The organism is Pseudomonas sp. P4_B3 (assembly GCF_056402295.1).
This window is the reverse complement of record NZ_JBFUHR010000004.1, coordinates 267,328-294,178: the sequence shown is the minus strand read 5'-3', so window position 1 is coordinate 294,178 and position 26,851 is coordinate 267,328. Positions and strand designations below refer to the sequence as shown.

At 60.9% G+C, this 26,851-nt stretch carries 17 protein-coding genes and 1 pseudogene; 13 read left to right on the top strand and 5 right to left on the bottom strand.

Features of this window, described 5'->3' with window-relative positions; all coding sequences use genetic code 11:
- The 12 genes and pseudogenes from bcsZ (at position 1) to AC1DWG_RS06690 (ending at position 19,835) form a co-directional block, all read left to right on the top strand.
- Complete coding sequence (gene bcsZ / locus AC1DWG_RS06745; protein ID WP_477764952.1) at positions 1 to 1,242, top strand: cellulose synthase complex periplasmic endoglucanase BcsZ; 1,242 nt, start codon at positions 1 to 3, stop codon at positions 1,240 to 1,242.
- On the top strand, positions 1,218 to 5,069 hold the full coding sequence (locus AC1DWG_RS06740) for a cellulose synthase subunit BcsC-related outer membrane protein (RefSeq protein WP_477787527.1): 3,852 nt from the start codon (positions 1,218 to 1,220) through the stop codon (positions 5,067 to 5,069). The genes bcsZ and AC1DWG_RS06740 overlap by 25 nt, the downstream gene beginning before the upstream one ends.
- A gap of 17 nt (positions 5,070 to 5,086) precedes the next feature.
- Complete coding sequence (locus AC1DWG_RS06735) at positions 5,087 to 5,755, top strand: SGNH/GDSL hydrolase family protein (protein ID WP_477764954.1); 669 nt, start codon at positions 5,087 to 5,089, stop codon at positions 5,753 to 5,755.
- Positions 5,752 to 6,426 carry an alginate O-acetyltransferase AlgF gene (locus AC1DWG_RS06730; protein WP_477787526.1) on the top strand — a complete coding sequence of 225 codons (675 nt, stop codon included), beginning with the start codon at positions 5,752 to 5,754 and terminating at the stop codon, positions 6,424 to 6,426. The genes AC1DWG_RS06735 and AC1DWG_RS06730 overlap by 4 nt, the downstream gene beginning before the upstream one ends.
- Positions 6,427 to 6,444: 18 nt before the next feature.
- Positions 6,445 to 7,854: an MBOAT family O-acyltransferase gene (locus tag AC1DWG_RS06725; protein WP_477764956.1), complete on the top strand. Its 1,410-nt coding sequence runs from the start codon at positions 6,445 to 6,447 to the stop codon at positions 7,852 to 7,854.
- Positions 7,854 to 9,005 carry an alginate O-acetyltransferase AlgX-related protein gene (locus AC1DWG_RS06720; protein WP_477787525.1) on the top strand — a complete coding sequence of 384 codons (1,152 nt, stop codon included), beginning with the start codon at positions 7,854 to 7,856 and terminating at the stop codon, positions 9,003 to 9,005. Before AC1DWG_RS06725 ends, AC1DWG_RS06720 begins: the two co-directional genes overlap by 1 nt.
- 344 nt (positions 9,006 to 9,349) lie before the next feature.
- Entirely contained in the window at positions 9,350 to 9,646 is a 297-nt protein-coding gene (locus AC1DWG_RS06715) for a hypothetical protein (protein ID WP_477787540.1), read from the top strand.
- A 229-nt stretch (positions 9,647 to 9,875) separates the two neighbouring features.
- Positions 9,876 to 10,001, top strand: coding sequence for a hypothetical protein (locus AC1DWG_RS06710; RefSeq protein ID WP_477787524.1), 126 nt, complete (start codon positions 9,876 to 9,878; stop codon positions 9,999 to 10,001).
- Positions 9,973 to 10,209: a hypothetical protein gene (locus AC1DWG_RS06705; RefSeq protein WP_477754310.1), complete on the top strand. Its 237-nt coding sequence runs from the start codon at positions 9,973 to 9,975 to the stop codon at positions 10,207 to 10,209. Before AC1DWG_RS06710 ends, AC1DWG_RS06705 begins: the two co-directional genes overlap by 29 nt.
- 160 nt (positions 10,210 to 10,369) lie before the next feature.
- A complete protein-coding gene (locus AC1DWG_RS06700) occupies positions 10,370 to 10,711 on the top strand; it encodes a hypothetical protein (protein WP_477787523.1) in 342 nt (113 codons plus the stop codon).
- Positions 10,712 to 10,849 (top strand): annotated as a pseudogene (locus AC1DWG_RS06695) (tyrosine-type recombinase/integrase); the annotation flags it as partial.
- Between the two features lie 310 nt (positions 10,850 to 11,159).
- Positions 11,160 to 19,835: a glycoside hydrolase family 94 protein gene (locus AC1DWG_RS06690; protein ID WP_477787522.1), complete on the top strand. Its 8,676-nt coding sequence runs from the start codon at positions 11,160 to 11,162 to the stop codon at positions 19,833 to 19,835.
- A gap of 27 nt (positions 19,836 to 19,862) precedes the next feature.
- Here AC1DWG_RS06690 and AC1DWG_RS06685 read toward each other — a convergent pair whose 3' ends face one another.
- Positions 19,863 to 20,042 carry a hypothetical protein gene (locus AC1DWG_RS06685; RefSeq protein WP_477756428.1) on the bottom strand — a complete coding sequence of 60 codons (180 nt, stop codon included), beginning with the start codon at positions 20,040 to 20,042 and terminating at the stop codon, positions 19,863 to 19,865.
- A 148-nt stretch (positions 20,043 to 20,190) separates the two neighbouring features.
- Here AC1DWG_RS06685 and AC1DWG_RS06680 point away from each other — a divergent pair, with 148 nt between their 5' ends.
- A complete protein-coding gene (locus AC1DWG_RS06680; RefSeq protein WP_477756429.1) occupies positions 20,191 to 20,916 on the top strand; it encodes a Crp/Fnr family transcriptional regulator in 726 nt (241 codons plus the stop codon).
- Positions 20,917 to 21,278: 362 nt separating this feature from the next.
- Here the strand turns inward: AC1DWG_RS06680 and AC1DWG_RS06675 are convergent, their stop codons facing one another.
- From AC1DWG_RS06675 to AC1DWG_RS06660, 4 genes are all read right to left on the bottom strand, one after another.
- Complete coding sequence (locus AC1DWG_RS06675; RefSeq protein ID WP_477787521.1) at positions 21,279 to 22,598, bottom strand: outer membrane protein transport protein; 1,320 nt, start codon at positions 22,596 to 22,598, stop codon at positions 21,279 to 21,281.
- A 156-nt stretch (positions 22,599 to 22,754) separates the two neighbouring features.
- A complete protein-coding gene (locus tag AC1DWG_RS06670) occupies positions 22,755 to 24,656 on the bottom strand; it encodes an acyl-CoA synthetase (RefSeq protein WP_477787520.1) in 1,902 nt (633 codons plus the stop codon).
- Positions 24,656 to 25,612: a fumarylacetoacetate hydrolase family protein gene (locus AC1DWG_RS06665; RefSeq protein ID WP_477787519.1), complete on the bottom strand. Its 957-nt coding sequence runs from the start codon at positions 25,610 to 25,612 to the stop codon at positions 24,656 to 24,658. Before AC1DWG_RS06665 ends, AC1DWG_RS06670 begins: the two co-directional genes overlap by 1 nt.
- Positions 25,613 to 25,693: 81 nt before the next feature.
- Positions 25,694 to 26,785, bottom strand: a complete 1,092-nt coding sequence (locus tag AC1DWG_RS06660; RefSeq protein ID WP_477764964.1) for a VOC family protein — start codon at positions 26,783 to 26,785, stop codon at positions 25,694 to 25,696.
- Positions 26,786 to 26,851 lie beyond the last annotated feature (66 nt).

Sequence of the window (26,851 nt, the reverse complement as noted above, 5' to 3'; positions counted from 1 at the left end):
ATGCCTGTGTCGTCCATGAGCAGTCGGGGTGTTTCACTTCGCCAGTGCCTGCGCGGCAACGCGCGCAGGTTGAGCGCTGTACTTGCGCTCGCCCTGTTGGCGCCTGCGATTGCGGCCGGAGAACCCTGTGAGCCGCCGGCCTGGCCACTGTGGCAAACCTATGCCACGCGCTTCGTCCAGGCCGACGGCCGGGTTCTGGAATCCAGTATGGAGAACAATCGCAGCACCTCTGAAGGGCAATCCTACGGCATGCTCTTCGCACTGATCGGCAACGATCAGCCACGCTTCGACACACTCTGGCGCTGGACCTCTGCCAACCTCGCAGGCTCCGCCATCGCCACACGCCTGCCGGGCTGGTTATGGGGGCAAGGCACGGACGGTCAGTGGCGCCTGCAAGACGCCAACTCGGCCGCCGACGCCGACCTGTGGTTCGCCTACGCCCTGCTCGAAGCCGCACGCCTGTGGCATCGGCCGGACTATCACCAGGACGCCCTGCGCCTGATGGCGACGATTGAAGCGCAATTGGTCGTCAGGCTGCCCGGGCTGGGCCCGATGGTATTACCTGGACCAGAGGGCTTCGTTCAGCCGAATGCGCTCTGGCGCCTGAACCCCAGCTACCTGCCACTGCCGCTGTTACGGCGGCTGGCCAAGGAAGCACCCTCCGGGCCCTGGCAAGCGATTGCCAACAACACCGCCACGATGATTGCCCAATCCAGCCCACGCGGCTTCGTCGCGGACTGGGTCGGTTATCAAGGCACTTCAGCGCAATCGGGTGTCTTCGTGAGCGACCCGATCAACGGCCAAACGGGCAGCTACGACGCCATTCGCGTGTACCTCTGGCTGGGCATGAGCGAGGCCACCGAACCGCTGGCAGCGCCCCTGCTCAAACGGCTGGACGGCATGGCCCGCAGCACTGGGGCGACGGGTGTTCCCCCGGAATCAGTCCAGGTTCTCAACGGCAGTGTTCAGGGTCAGAGCCCTTTCGGATTCTGGGCTGCACTGATTCCGTACTTTCAGGCCAAGGGGCAACCCGGGCTGGCCGATCAGCAACGACGCCGCGTGGAGCACGCCTTGCAAGAGGCGCTGGCCCGGCCGGATGCCAACGCAGGTCCGCCGCGCTACTACAACATCATGCTCAGCCTGTTCGCGCTCGGCTGGGCAGATAAACATTATCGATTCCGGGAAGACGGAACGCTGAAACTCTCCTGGGAGACCGCATGCACGCGCACCACCGCACGCTAGCCATCGCCGTCATGAGCGTATGGACGGCCTCTGCTGCCCACGCTCAAAGTCCTGATCCACAGACATTACTCGTCGAGCAAGGCCAGTACTGGCAGTTGCACAAAAATCCTCAACGCGCTGCGGAAGTCTGGCTGAAAGTCCTGTTGCTGGACCCGGTCCAGGTTGACGCACTGTATGGCCTGGGCTTGATCGGCGTGCAGTCGGGCAAGCCACAACAGGCGCAGCAACACCTCGCGCGCCTGCAGGCGATCCAGCCGCTGCCTCGGCAGGCACTGCAATTGGCGCAGGACATCGCCCTGGCACAACCGCAGAACCAGCAGCGTCTGGAAGAGGCTCGCCGCCTCGCCGATGCCGGCGAACGCGACAAGGCGACCGCCGTGTTTCGCGCACTGTTCGATGGCCAGCCACCTCAAGGCACGATCGGCCGCGAGTATTACAACAACCTTGCCTTCAATCAGGCTGACTGGTCTGAAGCACGAAGCGGATTTCAGCGCCTGCAACGCGAAATGCCCAACGACTCGATCGTCGCGCTGCTTTACGCCAAGCATCTGGTCCGCCATGAAGACAGCCGTGCCGAGGGCATCCGCGCCCTGGCCGGGTTGACCCAACGTACCGACATCGCCGGTGATGCCGACGAAAGCTGGCGCCTGGCGCTGACCTGGATCGGCCCGCCCAATGCCGCACAAGTGCCGTTGTTCGAGACGTACCTCAAGACTCATCCGGATGATGGCGAGATACGGGCGCAGATGAACAAGGGCAAGCAACAGGTGGCAACGACGGGCAGCAAGGAATGGCAACCGCCAGCCGAAGTCGCGCGCGGCTTGAAGGCGCTGAAAGAAGGCGATCAGGCCACCGCCGAACAGGCCTTCCAGACACGCTTGAATGCCCAACCCGATGATGCTGACGCGCTGGGTGGCCTTGGGGTTATTCGCCAGCAGCAACACCGATTGGCCGAAGCGGAAAAGCTCCTGGGTCAGGCCACGCGACAACGCGACGGCAGCCACTGGCAAGCAGCACTGGACGACGTTCGCTACTGGTCTGCGTTGCAGCAGGCCCGCGACGCCCTGGCCAAAGGCCAGACAGCCCAGGCACTGGCCTTGGTGAACCAGGCGCTGAGCCAGACCCAAAACGGGGTCGACGCTCGCCTCGCCCTCGCGGATATTCAGGCCAGCGCGGGCCAGTTCGATGACGCACAGCGCAACTATCGCCAGGTACTGAGCCTGCGCCGTGACGACCCTCAAGCACAGGAAGGGCTGGTCAACGTGCTGCTCAAGAGCGGCAAGAACGATGAAGCCCTGCAACTGATCAACAGCCTGCCGGCCACCGGCCAGGCAAAGATCGGCCAGTCCGCACGCCTGCAAGCCTTGCGTGCGACGCAACTGGCCGCCCTCGCCGAACAACGCAACGACCTGCCCGCTGCACGCAACGCCTTGCAAGACGCGCTGCGCGTTGAGCCGGACAACATCTGGACGCGTTTCGCCCTGGCCCGCCTGAACCTGGCGATGGGCGAACCCCAGAAGGCGCGTGACCTGATCAATGCCATGCTCCAGGCCCATCCCGACAATGCCGATGCGCTTTACGTCAGCGCCTTGCTGTCGGTCCAGATGGGTGAGTGGAAAGCCGCCCAGACGACCTTGGCACGCTTGCGCCCCGACCAGCGCACCCCAGACATGCAAGCGCTGGCCGCTGACGTCAGCCTCAACCTGCAACTCAGCCAGGCGATTGAGCTCGGCAAGCGCGGACAGCGCCAGGAAGCCCTGACCTTGCTCGAGCGTATTCAGCCGATGGCCAACAACAGTCCAGACCGCACGGCGAGCCTGGCCTCGGCCTATGTCGACATCGGCGAGCCGAGCCGTGCGCTGGCCCTCATGCGCGGCCGGTTGCAACAGACTACAGCGCCCTCGGCGGACTTCATCCTGCAATACGCCGCTGTCCTGCTTAAAACCGGAGAAGACACGCAGGTCAACCAGATTCTGCGCGACCTTCAGAACAAGCCCCTGAACGCGCCAGCTCGCAAGCGATTCGACGACCTGCTCTATCTCTATCGCATCCGCCAGGCTGACCAGCTGCGTGAACGCGGCGATCTGGCCAACGCCTATGACACGCTGGCGCCCGCACTGGCGCAACGTCCCGGTGACAGCGCTGCCGTCGCGGCCCTGGCGCGGATGTACGCGGCCAACGGCGACACGGTAAAAGCCCTCGAACTCTACAAACCGCTGTTACAGCGCCAGCCAAACGACCCGCAACTGCTGCTGGGCGCCGCCGACGCGGCGGTGCTGGCACATGACACGGCCTTTGCCGAACAGGCGCTGCAACAGCTGCTCAAGACCGAACCCGGTAACCCTCAAACGCTGACCGAGGCCGCACGTCTCTACCAGAACATGGGCAAGACCGGCACGGCGACCGATCTGCTGCGCAAAGCCGTGGCCATCGAACAGAGCGAGCAACGCAGAAGCCAGGGCGGCCAACTGGCCGGCTCGACGGTGGCGTCCAACCCTTTTGCCGGGGTGTCGGGTTCACGTAATGAAGTCAGTCGCGACACCTTGCTGGCAGCCATCCCGCCACCGGCTCAGCAGATGCCAGGCAGCGCCCCTTTTGCCATCGACGCCCCGCCAAGGCCACAGCAGGCGAGCAATCCATTCGAGTCGCAACTGCCGCGCGCAGCACTGGTGAGCGAGGACATCAGCCCCGCGGAACTGGCGCTCAATAAAATCCTTCAGGTGCGCAGTGCCTACGTCACCCAGGGCGTGAGCATTCGCAGCAACAACAGTGAGTCGGGACTGAGCAAACTCACCGACATTGAAACACCGCTGGAAATCAATATTCCGCTGGATGAGAGCCGCGTTGCGCTGCGCGTGACGCCGGTCTCGCTGAACGCCGGCAGTGCCAGCAGCGAGGCGCTGGCGCGTTTTGGCAACGGTGCGCAGAGCGGCAGCGTCGGTTCGCAGAAAGCCGAGGGCGTCGGCCTTTCCGTCGCCGTTCAACGGCCCGCAGATGGGCTCAAAGCCGATCTCGGCACCACTCCGCTCGGTTTCAAATACACCACCGCCACGGGCGGCATCAGTGTTGATCGCCCAGTGAGCGACACCTCTAATGTCCGTTATGGCGTGAGCGTTTCACGGCGTCCGGTGACTGACAGCCTCACCTCGTTTGCCGGCACCACGGACAAACGCAGCGGGCAGTCCTGGGGCGGCGTAACCGCCAACGGCGGGCGTGGTCAGTTGAGCTTTGACGACAACGAAGTCGGCGCTTATGGCTACGCCTCCTGGCACCAGTTATTGGGCGACCATGTCGAGTCCAACAGCCGCAGTGAACTGGGCAGCGGTGTGTACTGGTACCTGCAAAATGCAACGGACAGCAAACTGACCGTTGGCCTGAGCATGACCGGCATCAGCTACGCCAACAACCAGGACTTTTTCACCTACGGCCACGGCGGCTATTTCAGCCCGCAGACGTTCTTCGCCCTGGGCATTCCGGTGACCTGGGCACAACGCACCGGGCGCTTGACGTATCAAGTCAAGGGCTCGGTCGGCGTGCAGCATTTCGAGCAGGACAGCGTCGACTATTTCCCGACCGACAAAGCCCAGCAGGCGGCCTCGGGCCTGCGTTACGCAGGGCAAAACAAAACCGGGATCGGCTACAGCGTCGCCGCGGCGGCTGAATACAAGGTCGCTTCGAACTTCCTGCTGGGCGCCAATCTGGGCCTGGACAACGCCCGCGACTACCAACAACTCAGCGGCGCCCTGTCCTTGCGCTACCAGTTCGAGGAGATCAGCGGCCCCATGAGCCTGCCGATCAGCCCGTACGCCTCGCCTTATTCCAACTGATCATTCTGGAGCTTTCGATGCCCACTTCTGCCCTTGCCGGCCTGACGCTTCTTGTCCTTGGGGAGAGCCACATGAGCCTCCCCGACAGCTTGCTGAAGCCACTGCACGACAACCTGACCCAACAAGGCGCCCAGGTCCACTCCATCGGCGCCTGCGGTGCCGGTGCCGGCGACTGGCTGATCAGCAAAAAGGTCGACTGCGGCGCCGAGCGCAAAGGCATCGACAAGATAGTGATCAAGGGGCGCGAGGCAACCACCACACCGATCCAGGACCTGATCGCCGCCGACAAGCCCGACCTGGTGGTACTGGTCATTGGCGACACCATGGCGTCCTATGACAAGCCGGTGTTTCCAAAGGCCTGGGCATGGCAAAGCGTCACCAGCCTGGCCGAGGCCATCGCCGCCACCGGGACCCGTTGCGCCTGGGTGGGCCCGGCCTGGGGCAAAGCCGGTGGCATGTACCAGAAGAATGATGCCCGCACCCAGTTGATGTCGCAGTTTCTGGCCGCGAACGTGGCGCCTTGCACCTACATCGATTCGCTGACGTTCTCCAAACCCGGGCAGTGGATCACCATCGATGGCCAGCACTTTACCGTCGCCGGTTATCAATCCTGGGGCACTGCCATCGGTGGTGCATTGGCCAAACTGCCCGCTGACCGCGTCAGCAGCACAGGAACCGCCCGATGACCCAATCAGTACGTGGCTGGGCGCTGTTCGCGCCTTTGATGCTGAGCCTGCACGCCCAGGCCGCCGACATTGCCCTGTACCCGACGGGCCCGGATCAGGATTCGGCCTTCCTGCGTTTTATCAACGCTGCCGACCGACCCTTGCAGCTGCTGACCGAAGGCTCTCGGACAAGCCTCAAACTGGAAGGCCCGAATGCCGTGTCCGACTACCTGCCCGTGCCCGCCAACCAGCCGATCAAGGGCACCCTGGAACGCAACGGCAAAAGCCAGCCACTGGACATCCAGGTGGCGGCGGGTGAGTTCGCCAGCGTGATCGCCATGCCAGACAGCACTCAAGGTATCCGCCAGGTCGTCATCCGTGAGCAACCCGACGACTTCAATAGCCTGAGAGCCTCGCTGGCGTTTATCAGCGCCGATCCAGCGTGCACCCAGGCCGGCTTGCGCGCTGCGGAGAAGAACGCCGACCTGTTCAAGGAGGTGGCCGACGGCAGCGTGCAACGCCGAGCGATCAACCCGGTCAACCTGTCGGTGCAATTGGTCTGCGCCCAAACCAACGTCGGTGCCCCGCTGGACCTGGGCCAGCTCAAGGCTGGCGAGCGCTACAGCGTTGTGCTGCTGCCGGGCGCAAATGGCCCTTACCTGTTGCTCGCGACTGACGTCCTGGCCCACTGACCGGATCGCACCACCACCATGGTTTTTGCCTCGCTCGAGTTTCTGACGTTGTTCCTGCCGCTGTTCCTGGCGGCCTATGCCGTGTGCCCAGCCGCCTGGCGCAACGTCACGTTACTGATCGGCAGCTGGCTGTTCTATGGCTGGTTGAGCCCACGGTTCCTCGCGGTGCATGTGGTGCTGACGATCACGGCGTGGATCGGCGGCTTGCTGATTGACGCCTTGCGGGAAGAAGGCAAGGGTCGCGTGCGGCTACTCGCGACGCTGATCGTGCTCAACACGGCGGTGCTGTGCTGGTACAAGTACGCCAACATTGTTGCCGGCACCTTGATCGATACCATCACCGGGTACGGCGCCATGCCCCCGGACTGGCAGCGGGTCATCATGCCGGCGGGGCTGTCGTTTATCGTCTTGCAGGCGATTTCCTATCTGGTGGATGTGCATCGCCGTACCGTGCCGGTCGAACGCAGCTTCATTAACTACGCCACCTATATTTCGATGTTCGGCCATTCGGTCGCCGGCCCCATCATTCGCTATGACTGGGTTCGGCGTGAGCTGAATCAACGTTACTTCAACCTGCAGAATTTCTCGCTGGGCACACGCAGGTTCATGGTCGGGATGTGCATGAAGGTCCTTGTGGCCGACACCCTGTCGCCGGTAGTCGATGTGGCGTTCAATGTGCCGAACCCCAGCTTCTCCGACGCCTGGGTTGGCTGCCTTGCCTATTCACTGCAACTGTTCTTCGACTTTGCCGGCTACAGTGCCATGGCCATCGGGTTGGGGCTGATGCTGGGTTTTCACTTTCCCGAGAACTTCGACCGTCCGTATCTGGCCAACAGCATCCAGGACTTTTGGCGTCGCTGGCACCTGTCGCTGTCCAGCTGGTTACGTGACTATCTGTATATTCCGCTGGGTGGCAATCGCAACGGCACCTGGAAAACCTACCGCAACCTGTTCCTGATCATGGCCATCGCCGGCCTCTGGCACGGTGGCGATAGCTGGAATTATCTGCTGTGGGGCAGCGCCCATGGCATTGCGTTGTGTGTGAATCGTGCCTGGAACAGCTCTTCCCTGCCCCCGGTGCCGCCGGTGCTTTCCCATGGCCTGACACTGCTGTTCGTGTGCCTGGCCTGGACACTGTTCCGCGCCCCCGACTTTCATAGCGCGCTGAGCCTGTATGCCGGACAGTTCGGCCTGCAGGGCATCGCCCTCGGTGACGAACTGTCCACGACCCTGCGCCCGGTGCACGGCCTTGCGGGTTTGCTGGGAGTGTTCGGTGCCGTCGCACCACTGCTGCGACCTTACTGTGAGAAACAACTGGGCGGCCTTTGGCTCTACACCGCCGCCCTTTGGCCCATCGCCGGTTTCATGCTGTCGTTCGCACTGATCGCCAGTCGCGAAACCGTACCCTTCCTGTACTTCCAATTCTGATGACGATCCCCAAGCACACCCCGCCCTCCACTCAGCCTGATCTGGCGACACGCAACAGTCGGTTGGCAGGCGTGGCGCTACTGATATTCCTGGTCGTCGGGCTGCTGTCCACTGGCCGTCTGATCGTTTCAGGGCAGATCTCGCTGCTACCCGATAAGGTACTGGCCCCGCAGATTTTTGACGGCGATATCACTCACCGGATTGCCAAGGAACTGTCGAACGCTTACCTCCCCACGACCTTCGCCGAGCTGGAGCGCGGTGCCAGTTGGCTGCTCCTCAATGACACCGGGCCGAGGGTTCGCTCGGGTTGTCCTGACTGGTTGTTTTTGGCCGATGAGCTCAAGGTCAATCATCAAGCACAGCGCAATGCCGATGCCAAAGTCCAGGCAGTGATTGATCTGAAGCAGCAGCTCTCCCAACGTGACATCAGCCTGCTGGTGGTCATCGTTCCAGACAAGAGCCGCATCGCTGCCGGGCAGCGTTGCGCACTGCACCGCCCGGCCGCTCTCGAAGGGCGCATCCAGGCCTGGACCTCGAAGCTGGATGTGGGTGGTGTGTCGAATCTGGACCTCACCGGTGCGCTGACGCCACTGGGGGCCAGTGCCTGGTTGCGCACCGATACGCACTGGAGCGAATCTGGCGCGAAGGCAGCGGCCGAGGCCATCGCGCAGCGCCTGAAGACCCTGGGCATCAGCGCAACGCCACGCAGGTCGTTCAACGAAAGTCATGCCTCGCTCGCGGTGCGGCCTGGCGACCTGGTCCATCTGGCGGGCATCGACTGGCTGCCGCTCAAATGGCAACCCGCACCCGAAATGGTCGCCCAGACCAGCACCCACGAACTTCCCGTTGCGTCAGCCGCCAGCCCTGACACCGAGGCAGACCTCTTTGGCGATGCCGACCTCCCCAATACCGTGCTCATCGGCACTTCATTCTCACGCAACTCCAACTTCGCAGGGTTTGTGCAGCAGGCACTGGGCGCCCCCGTAGGTAACTTCGCCAAAGACGGCGGAGCGTTCTCTGGTGCTGCCAACAGCTACCTCAACAACCCGGCCTCCAAAGAAACGCCGCCAAAGCACATCATCTGGGAGATCCCGGAGCGGGACCTGCAGTCGGCTTACATCGACCCCATTGCCTATCGCTCGCTGCGGTAAGCCTATTGCCGGCACGCCTTATCGCATTGACAGCCACAACCGCGATGAGCTCGCAGCCCCTACCAAAAGCGGTCGGTGAAACAGGGCCGCTACCATCGCCATAAATGGGGCATTACACCCACCCAACCGGGCGGTTACCACCTAATTTGAGGAATATTCCCCCCTCACCCTTTCTCTCGCTTGGAACACTCAAAAACAGCCCGTTAATTAATTTGAGCTTTTTCTTCGCCCTATTGAAATGGCTCATTAGTTGCAGCCCCCCCTGGTACCCGCAACAGCTGTCGTCCCGGACATCATGGAGACGGCGGGGCTAGCCAGATTCGGCATGAGGCGAGGGGTGAAAAATGAAACGCGCGACATCGCCATGCAGCTCCATCACCTTGCTGCTCAGGTCAAGCCCGCCCTGTGCGATGCTCCTTACCCTGACCACCGCCAACGCCGTGCCGCTGGATGATTTCGGCCCGCCACCACCGATAGCCCCCTCGGCGTTTACCAACCCGCTGGCCGCCCTCAAGGCCGCGCGGGCCGTTTATGCTCGCCCTGATCGGCGCGCTGTTCATCCTGCAGGTGATCCTGATGTACACCTTCTGGAGCTATTAATGTTCCGCGGAAAAGTGAGAACTGGTGATGGCATCCTCTAATAAATCAATTGCTCGTATCACGAAAAGGCCGATAACCCTTTATAAGCAGGTCGCTCAGTTGTGCCTAATGTTTATCGCGCTGCTGATTATGCTGGCGTTGTCCGCTGCAATGGCGATGGAGTTGACACTTGGAGCGCTCTGACGAGCCCGGTAAAAAAAGCGAATCATCCTCTTGGTATCGGCGAATGCTGTGGTTGATCGGTATTTGCATCAAAACTCTGGCGTTTGTATGAAGATCGCAACGCCTGTAGAAGAGCAGCTTTGGCGATTGGCTGTTGTTAATTTCATTGAGCATGCGCTGGATCAAGTCGGGCGCGTGTTCCGCCATGAACCACGCCGCGGTGCTGATCAGTGAATCCGAATCCTTCGAGGGCAAAGCAATGCCAACGACTGAAGAGGCTGTGTACGCAGCAGCCAGGCTTCGCGCCAGCTACCGGGGAGAAAACGAAGCCATGGCCGCAGTCAAGGCTCTCGAAGCCGTGGCGATATTGAAAGAAACACTATCCGGAGATAAGTACCAGGAAGCGCTTGAGAAACTCTATCTTGAGTACTCAAAACCTTGATTTATCTGTGCCGCATTCATGTTCGCCATGCTGACTCCAATGTCGCGACACAATTTGCTGATACGCGAAACGTGTCGCGACACTTGCCATTCGACGAAGAACACCAGGAGCGCGCCTACACTGAAATGCACAACGATTGAGCGGACATGGAGCTCCACGCATGCGCACTAGCGCCCTTGTGATTCTCCTTATCAGTTATGCGGTGCTGATGGTGCTTTTTTTCAAGCTTAATGCTCAAAACAATCGACGCCGCCGAGAAGGTCTTTACCAAGCCTTTGAAACCACAATGCGACAGCATGGGATCAAGTCTTTCGAGATCCTCAAGGAAAGTATTTTTATCGGCAACAACTTTCGGCCATCAGAACTGTACCGGATATTGTTAGACGATTCCGGGCACTACTTTCTTTACCAGCACGCCAGCAATACACAGCCGATTTTCATGCCGCTGACCGAGGAGCGAGCGTTACAAGCTGCACAGGGTGAGACAGGAATTCAGGCATAGATCCTTTTCGGAGAGTTGCCGGCTAACTTGCAAACGATGGCGCTGTTCAAGGTGAACACCGGCACGCGGGAGCAGGAAGTCTGCAAGCCGAGATGGGACTGGAAGATCTCGCTACCGGAGCTTGGGATCTCGCGTTTCTACGCAAACTTTCAATCGCTGATTAACCAAACACTGGCAGATTTTACGTAACAATGCAGACCTCAATACGGCGCATGCGTTTTCACACAGCCTGGACCAAAAGCGGCCGCCTGGATCGTTCGCTAATCACACAGCCCCCGCGGCTGGCATTGTCTATGTTCGCTAGCGAACAGACTTCGCCCCGATGAATAACCCACACTCATCGGCGGAATGCTGCGCCCGGCGGCGCAACGCCCGCACACCTAGCCTGGCGTAGAACCGCCTTCATTCCACATGCGACCTGCCCTGCGCGGGTCGTACGAAGGATTTCATGCAAAATATCCTGACTCGCACGCTGTCCAGCCTTTGGCGCTCACCGGCCATCTGGCTCAGGTGGAGTGCAGCGCGGCACAAGTTCGAGTACGAGCCCATCCTGCGTTCCGACCTGTTCAATGCGCAGCAGATGGCAGACCACGGTATCGTACTGGCACGCCAACATGTGCTCGGGCGTCTTTCAAGAAAGGACGCCTTGCTGGGCCGCCTGACTGACAACCAACTGCTTCTGGAGCGTAGTTGCGCAGCGCTCAAGACCGTACAACTGTCCAGCCGGCGCGCCACCCCAGCGGCGGAATGGCTGCTGGACAACTTCTACCTCATCGAAGAAAACATCCGTACCGCCAGGACCCACCTGCCCGACGGCTACAGTCGCGAGTTGCCACGCCTGGCCGAAGGTCCTTCGGCAGGCCTGCCGCGGGTCTACGACATCGCCCTGGAAACCATCGCTCATGGCGATGGCCGGGTCGACGCGCCAAGCCTGGATTGTTTCATCGCCTCTTATCAGACCATCACGCCGCTGGCCTTGGGCGAGCTATGGGCAATCCCGATCATGCTGCGCCTGGCGCTGATCGAGAACCTACGGCGCGTGGCGTCCCGGGTAATGGCCAACCGGGATGACCGTAACCTTGCCGATGACTGGGCCGATCGATTGATCGAAATGGCCGAGCGCGACGCCAAGAGCGTGGTATTGACCGTTGCCGACATGGCGCGGTCGGCACCGCCGATGACGCCTTCATTCGTTGCAGAGCTGGCGCGCCGCCTGCACGGGCAAAGCGCCGCGCTGATATTGCCCATGGCGTGGATAGAACAAACGCTCGGTGAGTCCGGCCTTACCGTCGAACGCCTGGTGCAGATGGATGCCCAGCAGCAATCCGGTGACCAGGTGTCCATCAGCAACAGCATCGCCAGCCTGCGGTTGCTGGCGGCGACCGACTGGCGCGAGTTCGTCGAGCTGCTCAGTCATGTCGAACAGGTATTGTGCACGGACCCGGCGGATGTCTACGCGAACATGGATTTTGCTACCCGCGATCGTTACCGCCATGTGGTCGAACGCCTCGCCCGGCATTGTGTGCAGTCTGAAACCAAGGTGGCACAAGCCGCCATCGAACTGGCCAGCACCACACAGCCCACGGCCCGTGTAACCTCGCACGTGGGCTATTACCTGGTGGCTGACGGGTTGCTCAGCCTGGAGCAGGCGCTGCACGCCAGCGTGCCGCTGCTCGAACGATGGAAGCGCCTGCTCCAGAGCGCCCCGTTGAAGTTCTACCTGTACCCTGCACTGCTGCTGACACTGCTGTTGGCCTGGCCATTTCTCAGCAGTGCTTATCGCAGCGGCACGCCAACCTGGTGCCTGGTCCTGCTCGCCGTGCCCGCGCTATTGATGACCAGCCGTCTGGCGATCGGGCTGGTCAACTGGCTGGTGACCCTCACGGTAGCCCCGTCGCTACTGCCCCGCCTGGACTACAGCAAGGGCATACCGGCCGAGGCGCGTACGCTGGTGGCGGTGCCTACGATGTTTGCCAACGCTGGCGACATCGAGGCCCTGGCGGAAGGCCTGGAAGTGCGATTCCTGGCCAATCGCGATGCCAACCTGCATTTTGCGCTGCTCAGTGACTTCATGGACGCCCCTGCCGAGGTGATGCCCGAGGATGCCGAATTGCTCGCACTGGCGCGCCAACTGATCGAGGCGCTCAACCACAAATATGCCGATGGCCAGGTCGACCGGTTCTTCCTGCTGCACAGGCCCAGGCACTGGAGCTCTACCGAGCGGGTATGGATGGGGCATGAGCGCAAGCGTGGCAAACTCGCCGAGCTCAACGCATTGCTGCGTGACAAAGGACTGCCTGGTAAAGGAAAACAGCGCTTTGCATTGATCGTCGGTGATGTCGCGCCACTGAGTGCCGTACGCTTCGTCATCACCCTGGACACCGATACCTTGCTGCCACGGGATGTCGCGCGTCAGTGCATCGGTACCATGATGCACCCGCTGAACCATCCGGTATTCGATGAACAGAGCGGCAAGATCGTCAGCGGTTACGCCATCCTCCAGCCACGCGTGGGGATCAGCCTGCCCAGCACGGCACGCTCGACCTACGCCCGCCTGTTTGGCAGCGATGCAGGTATCGACCCCTATACCCGCGCCGTCTCCGATGTTTATCAAGACCTGTTCTACAACGGTTCCTTCATCGGCAAGGGCATCTATGCCGTCGACGCCTTCGAACAGGCACTCGAAGGCTGCCTGCCCGACAACCGCATCCTCAGCCATGACTTGATCGAAGGGTGCTACGCCCGCTGCGGGCTGCTCAGCGATGTACAACTGTATGAGGAATACCCGTCTCGCTACAGCGCCGATGCCAAACGCCGACACCGCTGGATTCGCGGAGACTGGCAAGTGCTGTACTGGGCCTTGCCTTGGGCACCGAAACCCCAGGGAGGATTCGCGCCCAACCTTCTGAGCAACCTTGCCCGCTGGAAGATTTTTGACAATCTGCGCCGCAGCCTGGAGCCAGGCGCCTTCCTGGCCATGCTGGCATGGGGCTGGTTGGGTTCGAGCGAGGCCGTCTCCTGGACATTGGGAGTGCTCGGCCTGGTATTTCTCCAACCGGTACTGCAGTCGGTACTCGCGCTGGTACAGAAAGCTGCCGATATTCCATTGGGGCAACACCTGAGCGCGGCATTGCGGACCTCGGGCCAGCATTTCATGCGAGCGCTGTTGTCGATTGTCTGGTTGCCCTCCGATGCGTTGTTGAGCTTCGATGCGATTGGCCGCTCACTGTGGCGCATGCTGGTCAGCAAACGCCGCCTGCTGCAATGGCAACCTTCCCGTGAGGTGGAGCGCTCCAGTGGCAACGATCTGTCCGGCATGTATAAAAGCATGTGGATTGCCCCTGCGCTGGCGCTGCTGCTATTCGCGGCCCTGCTCCCCTCTCTCTATGTACTCGCACTGGCGGCGCCCTTGCTGCTGGTGTGGCTGGCGAGCCCGGCGATTGCCTGGTGGATCAGCCTGCCGACAACACCGACGGGGTTCAGTCCGTCAGCGCAAGACCTGCGATTCCTGCGCATGCTGTCACGCCAGACCTGGGCGTTCTTCGATCGCTATATGGGCCCTGAGGACAACTGGTTACCGCCGGACAACGTCCAGGAAATACCCAAGCCGACCATTGCCCATCGCACCTCACCGACCAACATGGGCATGGCCTTGCTCTCTCACCTGGCGGCCCACGATTTCGGTTATCTGAGTACCGGGCGCTTGCTTGAACGCATAACAGCAACCCTTGAGTGCATGGCCGGCCTTGAGCGACACCATGGGCACTTCTACAACTGGTACGACACCCAGACACTGCAGCCGCTGGCGCCTCGGTATGTGTCCACCGTGGACAGCGGCAACCTGGCGGGCCTGTTGCTCACCCTGCGGCCGGGGCTGCTGGGGTTGGTCGACACGCCCCTGTTCGACCGACGCAGCCTTGGCGGTTTGGGCGACACCCTCAATGTACTGCAGCAGGCGTTACAGGACGCGGACCTCGATGACGTTGCCGTGCTTGAACTGCGCGCGAAGGTGGAGTCGGCGATTGTCCACGACACCCCGGACAACCTCCTGCAATTACTCGATCTGGCGCAGACCTTGGCAATCGACAGTCCGACCAGCTCTGCTGAAGAAGCACACTACTGGTTGCAGGCATTGCAGGCGCAGTGTGCGGATCTGCGGGCAGAACGACTGCGCTTCGAGCTGCCGCAGGCACCCGCCCGGGCCAAGTCGCCAGCACTCACCCTGCGACACATGGCCGAGCTCGATTGCGCGCTGTGGCTGCCCACCGATCAGGCGCAAGTGCAGGCGGTACAACATCTGGCCCGCGCACGAATCAGCCAGCTGGAGCGCCTGGCCGAATTGTCCGCGTCACTGGCGAGCATGGACTTCACCTTCCTTTACGATGCCCAGCGTGACCTGTTCTCGATAGGCTACAACGCCGACGAACGCCGGCTGGACAACGGCTATTACGACCTGCTCGCTTCAGAGGTGCGCCTGACCAATTTCGTGGTCATCGCCCAGGGCCAGTTGCCGCAACAGGCCTGGTTCACCCTCGGACGCTTGCTCAGCAACAATCGCGGGGTGCCGGTACTGCTTTCCTGGTCCGGATCGATGTTCGAGTACCTGATGCCCAACCTGGTCATGCCCAGCTATGAAGGCACGCTGCTGGAGCAGACATGCCGCGCGGCCGTCGCCTTGCAGATCGAGCATGGCCACCAGTTGGGCATCCCCTGGGGCGTGTCCGAGTCGGGCTACAACACCCTGGATGCCCACTTCAATTATCAGTATCGGGCGTTCGGTGTGCCAGGCCTTGGCCTCAAGCGCGGGCTGGCCGAGGATACCGTGATTGCGCCGTACGCCAGCGCCCTGGCGCTGATGGTCGAACCGCAAGCAGCCTGTCGCAACCTGCAACGCCTGGCTGCCCAGGGGTCGGCCGGTCGCTATGGCCTGTACGAAGCGGTCGACTACACCGAGGCACGCCTGCCACGCGGCCAGCGCTATGCGGTCGTGCGCTCGTTCATGGCGCACCATCAGGGCATGAGCCTGCTGGCCTTGACCAGCCTGCTGCTGGACCGACCCATGCAGCGACGTTTCGAGTCGATCCCGGCCTTCCAGGCCACCCTCTTGTTGCTGCAGGAACGCGTACCGAAAACCGCCGCGCCCTACCTGCATGCGACCCAGGCGCCTGCCACGGGAGACAACGCAGGGATGCAGGAAACCAGGCTTCGCGTGTTCGCCGATCCCGGGCGCAAGCGCCCCGCCGTCCAGCTACTCTCCAACGGCCGTTATCACGTCATGCTCAGCAGTGCCGGCGGCGGTTACAGCCGTTGCAACGACATCGCCGTAACCCGCTGGCATGAAGACGCGACCCGCGACAACTGGGGCATGTTCTGCTACCTGCGCGATGTCAGCAGCGGCGTGTTCTGGTCCTCGGCGCACCAGCCGACCCTGCACCGGCCAGAAAGCCATGAAGCGATTTTCAGCGATGCCCGGGCCGAGTTTCGTGTTCGCGAGCTCGATTTCGATACGCACACCGAGATCGTCGTGTCTCCCGAAGACGATATCGAGTTGCGCAGGCTGCACATCACCAACCGCGGCCGCGTACGGCGTAGCGTGGAGATCACCACCTACGCCGAGGTGGTCCTGGCGCCGGCCATCAGTGATGCCATGCACCCGGCCTTCAGCAACCTGTTCGTGCAGACCGAACTGTTGCCGGCGCTGCAGGCCATCGTCTGCACCCGCAGGCGGCGCTCCAGTGAGGAAGCCGTGCCCTGGATGTGCCATCTGCTGGCTGCCCATGGCGTGGACATCGACGCCATTTCCTACGAGACCGATCGAGCGCGATTCATCGGCCGAGGGCGCGACGTTGCAGCACCGGCGGCGCTCGATGGCCATGTCCAGCAGCTTTCCGGCACCGCCGGCTCGGTGCTGGACCCGATCGTGGCGATCCGCTGCCGCATTGCCCTGGAACCCGGGCAAACGGCGACCATCGACCTGGTGACCGGCGTCGCGGACAGCCGTGAGGGTTGCCTGTACCTGATCAATAAATACCGCGACCGGCACCTCGCCGATCGCGTCTTCGACCTGGCCTGGACCCACAGCCAGGTGTTGCTGCGCCAACTCAATGTAGCGCCGGAAGATGCCCGCCTGTTTGAACAGATGGCCGCTTCGATCCTCTACGCCAATGCCTCGATGCGCGCGGAAAACAGCGTATTGATGGCCAATCGACGTAATCAATCGAGCCTCTGGGGCCAGGCGATCTCCGGCGACCTGCCCATCGTTCTGCTGCAGATCGCCACCGTCGAGAACATCGAGCTGGTGCAGCAGATGGTCAAGGCCCATGCCTACTGGCGGCAAAAGGGGCTGGTGGTGGACCTGGTCATCTGGAACGAAGACCAGGCCGGCTATCGCCAGCAACTCCAGGACCTGATCATGGGTGTGGTGACGTCCGGCAGCGAAGCCTCGTTGATCGACCATCCCGGGGGCATTTTCGTGCGTCCGGCACAGCAGTTGTCGAACGAGGACCGGACGCTGATCCTGTCGGTGGCGCGCCTGGTACTGAGCGAAGGCAACGGCGGCATTGCCGAGCAAGTTCATCGGCGTCACGCCAGCCCGGTGTACCCGGCGCTGGTCCCCACACTCAAGCGCCAGGCAAAAGCAACGGCGGCCGCTCCCCTGTCCGCTATCGAAGGTTTGCTCCTGGGCAACGCCTATGGCGGCTTCAGTGCCGATGGCAGCGAGTACGTCATGACCTTGCAGCCTGGCAGGCCGACGCCGGCGCCATGGGCCAACGTGTTGGCCAACCCGCATTTCGGCACGGTGATGTCCGAAAGTGGTGGCGCTTACACCTGGATGGAAAATGCTCACGAATTTCGCCTGAGCCCCTGGCATAACGACCCGATCACCGACGCCAGCGGCGAGGCGATCTATGTGCGCGATGAAGAAACCGGGCATTTCTGGTCGGTGACGCCACAGCCTTGTCCCGGTACCGGTGAGTACCGTACTCGGCACGGCTTCGGCTACAGCGTCTTCGAGCACGATGAAGACGGTATCCACACCGAGTTGTGGGTGTATGTGGCGCTGGATGCTTCGATCAAATTCTCGCATTTGCAGATTCGCAATCGCTCAGGCCGCGCCCGACGTCTGTCGACAACCTGCTATGTCGAGTGGGTGCTGGGCGACTTGCGCAGCAAATCAGCGATGCATGTGGTGACGGAAGCCGACCCCAGCAGCGGCGCATTTTTCGCCAGGAACGCCTATTCGATCGAGTTTTGCGAACGGGTGGCGTTCCTCGATACCGATTCGACCGACACCAGCATCAGCGGCGATCGCAGTGAATTCATCGGTCGCAACGGCAGCCTCAAGGCTCCTGCCGGATTACAGCAGGCACGGCTGTCGGGCCGTACCGGTGGTGGCTTGGATCCCTGTGCGGCGATACAGGTTGCCCTCGACCTCGACAACGGTGATGACCAGGACGTGGTTTTCCGGCTCGGTGCAGCCAGGGATACCGCGTCAGCCCTGCGCCTGGTTCAGCAGTACCGGGGCCTGGGGGCGGCAACCGCGCAACTCGAGGCGGTACGCGAGCATTGGCGTTCGCAGCTGGGCGTGATTCAGGTCCAGACCCCCGACCCGAGCATCGATGTCATGGTCAATGGCTGGCTGATGTACCAGGTGATCGCCTGTCGCTTCCAGGCCCGCAGTGGCTACTATCAGTCCGGCGGGGCCATCGGCTTTCGCGATCAACTGCAAGACAGCATGGCGATGATCCATGCCGATCCCGCCAGCGTGCGTAGCCATTTGTTGCTGTGTGCAGCCCATCAATATGCCGAAGGCGACGTTCAACACTGGTGGCACCCGCCGCTCGATCGGGGTGTGCGCAGTGGCTGTTCGGACGATTATCTGTGGCTGGCGCTGGCGACCAGCCACTATGTCAGCGTCACCGCAGACCTCAGCGTGCTGGCCGAACCCGTGGGTTACCTTGAAGGCCGCCCGCTCAATGCCGGGGAGGAGTCCTATTACGACCTGCCGGGCAAGTCGCACCTTGAAGAAAGCCTCTATCAGCATTGTGTACGCGCCATCGAACACGGCCTGCAGCGTGGCAGCCACGGCTTGCCCTTGATCGGCACGGGCGACTGGAACGACGGGATGAACCGGGTCGGCCATCTGGGCCAAGGGGAAAGCGTGTGGCTGGGCTTCTTCGGCTTTGATGTTCTCCAGCAGTTCACCATCACCGCCCAATTGCATGGCGACCCTGTTTTCGCACAGCGTTGTACCCAGCAGGCCGCCATGCTGCAGGCCAGTCTGGAGGAGCATGCCTGGGACGGTTCATGGTACCGGCGCGCCTGGTTTGACGACGGTCAGGTCCTGGGTTCGGCCAACAATGACGAGTGCCGCATCGACTCGATCTCGCAAAGCTGGTCGGTACTGTCGGGGGCCGCCTCGCAAACGCGGTGCCGCACTGCCATGGCTTCATTCGAGCAGCACTTGGTACGGCCCGACACAGGCGCGGTACTGCTGCTCGATCCGCCCTTCGACACAGGGTCGCTCGAGCCCGGCTATATCAAGGGCTATGTGCCGGGCGTACGGGAAAATGGCGGCCAGTACACCCATGCCGCAGTCTGGGCCGGCATGGCGTTCGCCGAGCTTGGCGACAACGTCAGGGCCTGGCGGTTGCTCAACATGATCAACCCCGCGGGCCATGAAATCGCCAGCCGGATCGAAACCTACAAGGTCGAGCCCTATGTCATGGCTGCCGACGTCTACGGCACGCCGCCCCATGCGGGCCGTGGGGGTTGGACCTGGTACACCGGGTCGGCCGGCTGGACGTACCGGTTCATCGTGGAGTCATTGCTCGGCGTGCAGCGAGTCGGGACTGCATTGCATATCGTACCGCTGCTTGCGCAGGGCTGGCCTGGCTACACGCTGCGCTACCGCTATGGAGCGACGCATTACCAAATCAATGTACGCCCCGGCACAAGCACTACAGCTTCGATCACGCTGGACGGCGAGCTGCTGGGCAATGACACGCTGGAATTGCTCGACGACGGCAGAGAACACCAGGTCCTGGTGACATGCCCGGTAAAAGCGCACCAACCCGAAACCCCAGGGTGGGATAGAACCGTCGAAGCCGATCTTGAGCGCTGAGATACAGCGCTCTTGGCAGGCCTGGATTCAGACAGGAAAACTCGGGCCCTGGTGGTGCGGCTGCACGGCCTCACCCAGCTTGGTGTGTACCGGCTGGTTGGCAGACTGGCCAGGCTTGTAATGAAGGGGGATCGGCATGTTCTGTGGCTGTTTCGCAGTGGGCTTGCCGGGACCCTGGCGAAGATTCGGGTCAATGTGCTTGCTCATGACAACCTCCAACGTTTGGCGCTGCAGATGCAGCGTCGTACCCTTGAGCATCGCAGATTGCCGGGCTTGCTTCGGTGCGTTGCCCCGCATAGTGCGCTTTGGAGTAACCTGTCCCGATCAGGGTATTCGCCCTTGAACGGTGGCTGATATGTTTGCTGTACCCAAGCCACAACAGAACTACCTGCTGGCGGCGCTTCCGGCGCATGCGCTGGATCGCCTGCTCCCCCACCTCGAACCGGTCGAGCTGCCACTGGGCAAAGTGCTCTATGAGTCCGGCGGCGCTCTGCGGCATGTCTACTTCCCCACCGACGCCATCGTGTCGCTGTTGTATGTGATGGAGAACGGCGCCTCGGCCGAAATTTCGGTTGTCGGCAATGAAGGCCTGATCGGTGTTGCAGTCTTCATGGGCGGCGAAAGCACGCCCAGCCGCGCCGTTGTGCAAAGTGCCGGGCATGCTTACCGGTTACCCGGCCAGCAGCTCAAGGACGAGTTCAACCGCCATGAAGAGATGCTGCTGCTGATGTTGCGCTACACCCAGGCACTGATCACGCAAATGGCCCAGACGGCGGTGTGCAACCGCCACCACTCCATCGACCAGCAGCTGTGCCGCTGGTTGCTGTTGTCCCTCGATCGCCTGCAAGGCAATGAACTGACCATGACCCAGGAGTTGATCGCCAACATGCTGGGTGTACGCCGCGAAGGCGTGACCGACGCCGCCGGCAAGCTACAGCGCCTGGGTGTTATCGAATACAGTCGGGGGCACATCAGGATCCTGGACAGGGCCAGGCTCGAGGAGCTGAGTTGCGAATGCTACGCCGTGGTTAGAAGAGAAACCGAACGATTGCTGCCCTACTTTCCATTGCGGCGTGACTAATGAATAAATCATGGCAAGGGCTTTCGACCCAGATAGATACTCAATCGCGGGATTGCTAAACCCTCTGGATGCCCACCATTCCCAATCCACCCACGGCCATGGGGATCAGGGCGCAGATGACGAACGAGGTCAAAAGCCTGATCGATAATCTGGACTGATTGAGAAGGTTCACGTGGCAAACTCGATGGATTAGACGTATTGCAATGACTACCCACCCACTACCGCGAAAGTATTCACGGCAGTGGGTGCTGATTAACAGACAGAACTGCTCACACCCCAGTTGGATAGTTGATTAACGATTAAAGGTGAATCTTCGGAAAGGCTCGCAAAAATGGACTCTATCAAGAATTGAGTCGCATCGATTAGTACCGATAGGTTGCCTGCACTGAAATCCCATTCGCACTATTTTCGTAGTCGGCACTGTATTCCGGTTGAAGACCGGAGTTGTTCGACTGTTTTACTGATACTTTGGAATCCCAGAGATAACCATAAGCAAAGTCTATCGTCAGATCGGCATTCGGCGAATAAGCACCGCCCAAGGTCACGGCCTGGCGATTCCCAACCGGAACGCGCACGCTGCGATCGGCATTTCCAATGGGCGACGGATCATAGGCGTAACCTGCGCGCAGCAGCCATTGTTGGTTCAATTGCCAGGAGGCGCCGACTGCGGTGGACCACGTGTCGTGCCAGTTCATTTCTTCGGTCACACTTCCCAGGCCAGCCGCCTGGCCCAGGGGGGAAAGACCGCTGTTGACTGCCTCGACCTTCTTGATCCGGCTCCAACGTTTCCAGGTGGTCCCCAGGTATCCCGTCCAGCGACTGTTGAAATGATGGGTGATGGACGTGTCCACGGATTCGGGCATAGTGATGTCTATCTTGTTGTCATAGTTTCCGTCCAGCGGGATAACGCTCGGGGAGCCGGAAACCTCAGTATGCCCTTTGAGTTCATAGCTCACCTTCGAGTGATAGTTAATCCCCCAACGGGTCGCATCACTCAAATCAAACAAGACGCCGATGTTGTATCCAAATGCCGTGTCATCGCCTTTGATGGTGACCCGTGTGTCCTCGCCGTTGTTCAGGGCGCCGGTGGCCAGGTCATTCTGAAGCTTGGCATTGAAATGGTTTATGGTCGGTCCGCCACCAATGGACACGTAATCATTGATCCGATAGGCAATGGTGGGCTGCAGGGTTATTTCCTTGGTCGTGCTATAGGAACCATGGTAGCGACCCTGAAAACTGCTCTCGTAGTCATTGATCAGGCCACTCGGAGCATAAAGACCCAGACCTATCGAAAAACGATCGTCAAGCGGCGTCGACATATAGGCGAAGGGCACGACCCCCAAAGGTACCGAGTCCCCTTTATTCGTTCCTGAGGCACTGCTCTGCGCATCACTGATGTCGTCGCTCACCGAGACGACCGCGGCTCCGCCGGAAATCTCACTACGCTTCAACTTGGTCAAGCCCGCAGGATTTCCAAAGATGGTACTGGCGTCCAGCGCCGAAGACGACCTTCCCGCATACGCCGTTCCCGCACTGCTTGCACTCTGTTCATTAAGGGCAATGCCATTGGCGCCCGCGGTTGTTGAGGCGGTGAGTATTGCGATGGCGCCGGTAAACTTAATCCAGGCAGCACTTGCTCGCGGAGCGGAGAAATAAGGAATCGCACGGCTATTCAGTTTCATTTTCCACCTCTTTATTATTTTTTTGATTGCACGCAGGCAAGGCTTCGCCTTCCTGTGCACTTGTCAGTGCCAGTTGAAGTTGACCGAAGTTGTGTAAAGGCCCTGGCGGAACAGCACCAAGGCATGTTTGCCGGGCTTACGGTGGCAAATTCGCGCTCATTCAAGCCACTCCACTTGAAAGCTGTAGCGACCCAGAAGGCGGGCCAGGTTCTCCTCATCGGCCCCGGCCCGTATGCATGCGACTAGCCCGCGACGACCGTCCTGTACCACGTCCACCGCAATCTCCCGCAGACACAGGTGCTCCACTTCCAGCTGGACTACCCTGGCAATCTCGCGCTGCTGCAAGGCGGGCTTGAATATCTTGCCCACGGCAGTCAGTGGCAGCGTTTCGAGGATTTCAATGCGCTTGGGAACTGCAGCCCGCTCGCTGATGTTGAGTTGAGCGAACGACTCAAGTTCTTCAGCGTTGCAGGTGTACCCGGGGCGCAGTTGAACGTAGGCGACCGGCACCTCGCCCGAATAGGCGTCGGGGCTGCCGATCGCAGCGGCCAGGGCGACGGCGGGATGCGCCTGCAGCGCCTCCTCGATTTGCTTGGGATCGATATTGTGACCGCCGCGGATGATCAACTCCTTCTTGCGTCCGGTCAGCCAGAAGTAACCCTGCGCATCCTGACGCCCCAGATCGCCCGTATTCAGCCAGCGCTGACCGTCGATATCGATCCAAAGGCCCTGGTTATGACGCTCCTCCAGATAGCCATCGAAGAGGTTCGGACCACTGATCGTGATGAGGCCGATCTCATCCACGTTGGCGTCGCGCAGGTACTCTCCAGACTCATTGAGCACGACCGCGCGCATATTCTGGTAGGCGATCCGTATCCCGATGGAGCCGATACGGCGCTCGCCATGAGGCGGATTGACTGAGGAAACGCAGGCGCCCTCGGTAAGACCGTAACCCTCAAGGATCTTTAGCCCGGTCCGGCGCTCGAACTCCCGGAAAAGCTCAGCCGGCATGGGTGCGGCGCCACACATCGCATAGCGAAGACTGGACAGGTCACGGCCCTCGCATTCATTTTGCAGAAGTGCGGCATAGACCGTTGGCACGCCGGAAAAGAAGTTGATACCGAAGTGCTCGACCATCTCCCAGAATCGCGGGATCACCCCCTCGCCACGATACCCATGAGGCGTCCCGAGGATCACATGGTCGCCTTGAGTCCAAGGCATCAGTCCCGTCACCAGTTGTCCATTGACATGAAACAGCGGCAGACCACAAAAGATAACCTGGCCAACGCTGCGTGGCTGCATATGAGCAGCCATGGCCCATGCATTGAATACTTCCGAGCCATGGGTACGCGCGGCGATCTTGGGGAGCCCGGTGGTGCCGCCCGTACAGATATAGGAGGAACACTCATCCTGGCGGATTTGCCGACCACTCTTCAGGTGTGTGTGCGGCTGAGTACTCATCAGCGATTGCCAATCGTGGATCGCGATATCCCGGTGTACGTCTCGCTCCTTCAGTGCCGCTGCTTTCAAGGCCCCACGCACGGGTTCGGCGACATAGGGCTCCATGCTGACCCAAACGACAGACTTGACCGTGGTTAACTGATCCAGCTGCGAAGCCAGTTTGGGCCACAGATCGCTGCCCGCCGTCGGCGCGAGCGTCACCACCACGGATGCCTTCGCGGCATTCAGCAAGCCAGCCATCTGCCTGGCCTCGAGCAGAGGATTGATCGCCATGACGATGCCTGCTGCCTCCCCGCCCCATATCGTGAAATGGGTTTCCGGCAGGTTGGGCAGGATGAAGGCAAGCACCTCACCCGGTTTTATGCCCAGGTCATGGAAGGCATTTGCCGCGCGGGTGATATCCGCGAAGAGCTGGGAGTAGTTCCACTCGCAGGTGCGCTTGAAATCGGCGGCATCGGCGAAGAAACTTAGCGCCGGTGCCTGAGGGAAGTACTCGGCCGCCTGTCGCAGCGCTTCATAAGTGCTGCAAGCCAGGCCACGCTCCGACAAGGGGACTCGTTCGAGACTTTCGATGTCGTTCAGGGTCTGCACAACCATCAGGCTTCCCCCACGACTCGGTTGCGTTGCACGCCGAGGTCGACCACGCCATCGGCGCTGCGAATACGCGCCTCGACCACGTCACCTACCTTGAGATACTGCGTCCGGCCTTCCTGCGCCTTGAGGAAAAGCTTCCACTTGGTGGCTTCGGGCAGCAGGGCTGCAATGCGCATTTTGGCAGGCGAAGGGATCGTCAGGGCACAGCCGGCAGGCGTACCGGTGGCGATCAGGTCGCCAACGGCGAGATCTTGTAAGCCGGAAAGTTCGGTAAGGGTTTCAGCCGGACCGTAAACCAGGTTGGCCGTGCTGTCGCTCTGTCGCACCTGGTCGTTGACTGTCAGGCGCAGTTGCAGTGCTTTGAGGTAATGCATGTCCTTGGCACCCAGAAGACAGAGGTAGGGACCGACCGGGCCAAAAGTGCGGAAGCTCTTGCCCTTGTAGAACTGCATTTGGGGAATCTGAATGTCACGAGCCGAGTAGTCATTGACGATGACGACGCCTGCAATGAACTCATGCAGATTGGCGTCGGTGACAGCAATAGCGCCGGTGATCGCGCGTTTCATCACCAGTCCCAGTTCAATCTCGTAGTCGAGGAAGCGCACGCTGCGCGGCTTGATCAGGTCACTGTCAGCCGCTACCAGGCAACTCGTCGCCTTGGTGAAGATCATGTTGAATTTCTTCGCATCCGGGTCCATGCCCGACTCGATCATGTGCTGCCGATAGTTGGCGCCCTGGCAGACGAACTGCTGGTTACGGGTCACCGGCGACAGCAGTTTTACTTCGCCCTCCGCAAGCTCCGTACCTTTGAGTTGAGCGAGGTCGTCGATACTGTTCTGGCGAATGAATTCACCGGTGGTTTCAAAAGCACCGGGGACCAGCGTGATACGGCCTTGGCGCAGCACGCCCCAGTGGATACCGTTCTCAAATTCAAAGCGGACTACGTGTACAGCAGACATTGAAGGTACTCCTGGAGCAGTGTTTGTCCCGTGCTCGGTGGCGCGAGAACTGTGGTGTTGTTCTGAGGGGGGCTGACGGATCTACCCGAACATCCGCATAAGCGTTATCAGCTTGCGAATTGTCAGGTCCGGGCTGCGTCGCAGGTTGCGGATCAGCGCACGCAGACTGCTTGAACTCATCTTGGGCTTTGTAAAACTCTTGGGCATGCGCTGACCCCACTGCGCCATTGCCTCTGGGCTAACCGGATGAATGCCCGTAGGCCGACTGGCCGTGAAAATATCCCCGTCGCAGTAATGCTCGTGCTTATCGCCCCATGGGTCTTGCCAGTAATCGAAGATCTGACTGCCCAGGATGTGCCGACCGATTCCCCATGAGTGCTCCCAACCCCGCTCTCGCAGGACCCGCTGCCCCATGCCCACCGCGTCGGCATCGACGACCTCATAGGCGCTATGGCTATAGGTCGCCATGAACCCTTGGGCAATGGCGAGCGTATGGTGAGCCGCGGGAATGTCACCGAGGTCAAGGCGCATGAAGGCGACTATGGGAGTGCCATCGGGGAGTACCTGCACATCGCTGGGAATAAACCCGAAATGCTGCGTATACCAGGCACAGGTCGCCTGGTAGTCGGCCACCTCGATCACGATGTGGCCAAGCCTGAGTACTTCAGGGGGAGCAATCGGCGGGCGCTGCGTGGCGTTGATTCGCGGTTGCTCGTGCGCCAGATTCCAGGCAAGCGGAGCCCGGTGTGCCAGCGTTTCACCTGGAGTCTGGTCGCAGACAGCTTCCACCGTGAAGCCGGAAGGATCGGTCAGTCTGACGTAGTACCCGCCGCCCGGATGGTCCGATTTCGCGACCGGTGACGCACCCGGGATTCGGGTGAGTTTTTCCAGATCCTCACGAGACTGCACTGCCAGCCCGAATCCGATAAAACGCGCCTGTTCTGCAAGATGGATACGGTAACAGTATGAAGTGGGCTCGGTGGCGCGCAGGTAGAGCGTATCGGCGTCCTGACGACTTACCGTCAGGCCGAAGTCGGTCAGGAAACGCGCCGCCTCCTTCAAGTCCGGCCGTTGGAAAATCAGGTGAGTCAGATCCTGGGCCTTTACCGTCGGCTGCGGATGCCGCGCGGGGTGTGGTGTCGCCAACCGGTGCAATTCGTTTTTGTTGTTCATTGTTGTTTTCCGGGTTTTTAGGGCAAAGCTGTCCCGCACCCCTGAAAAGCCAGGGGTGTTGTCTGG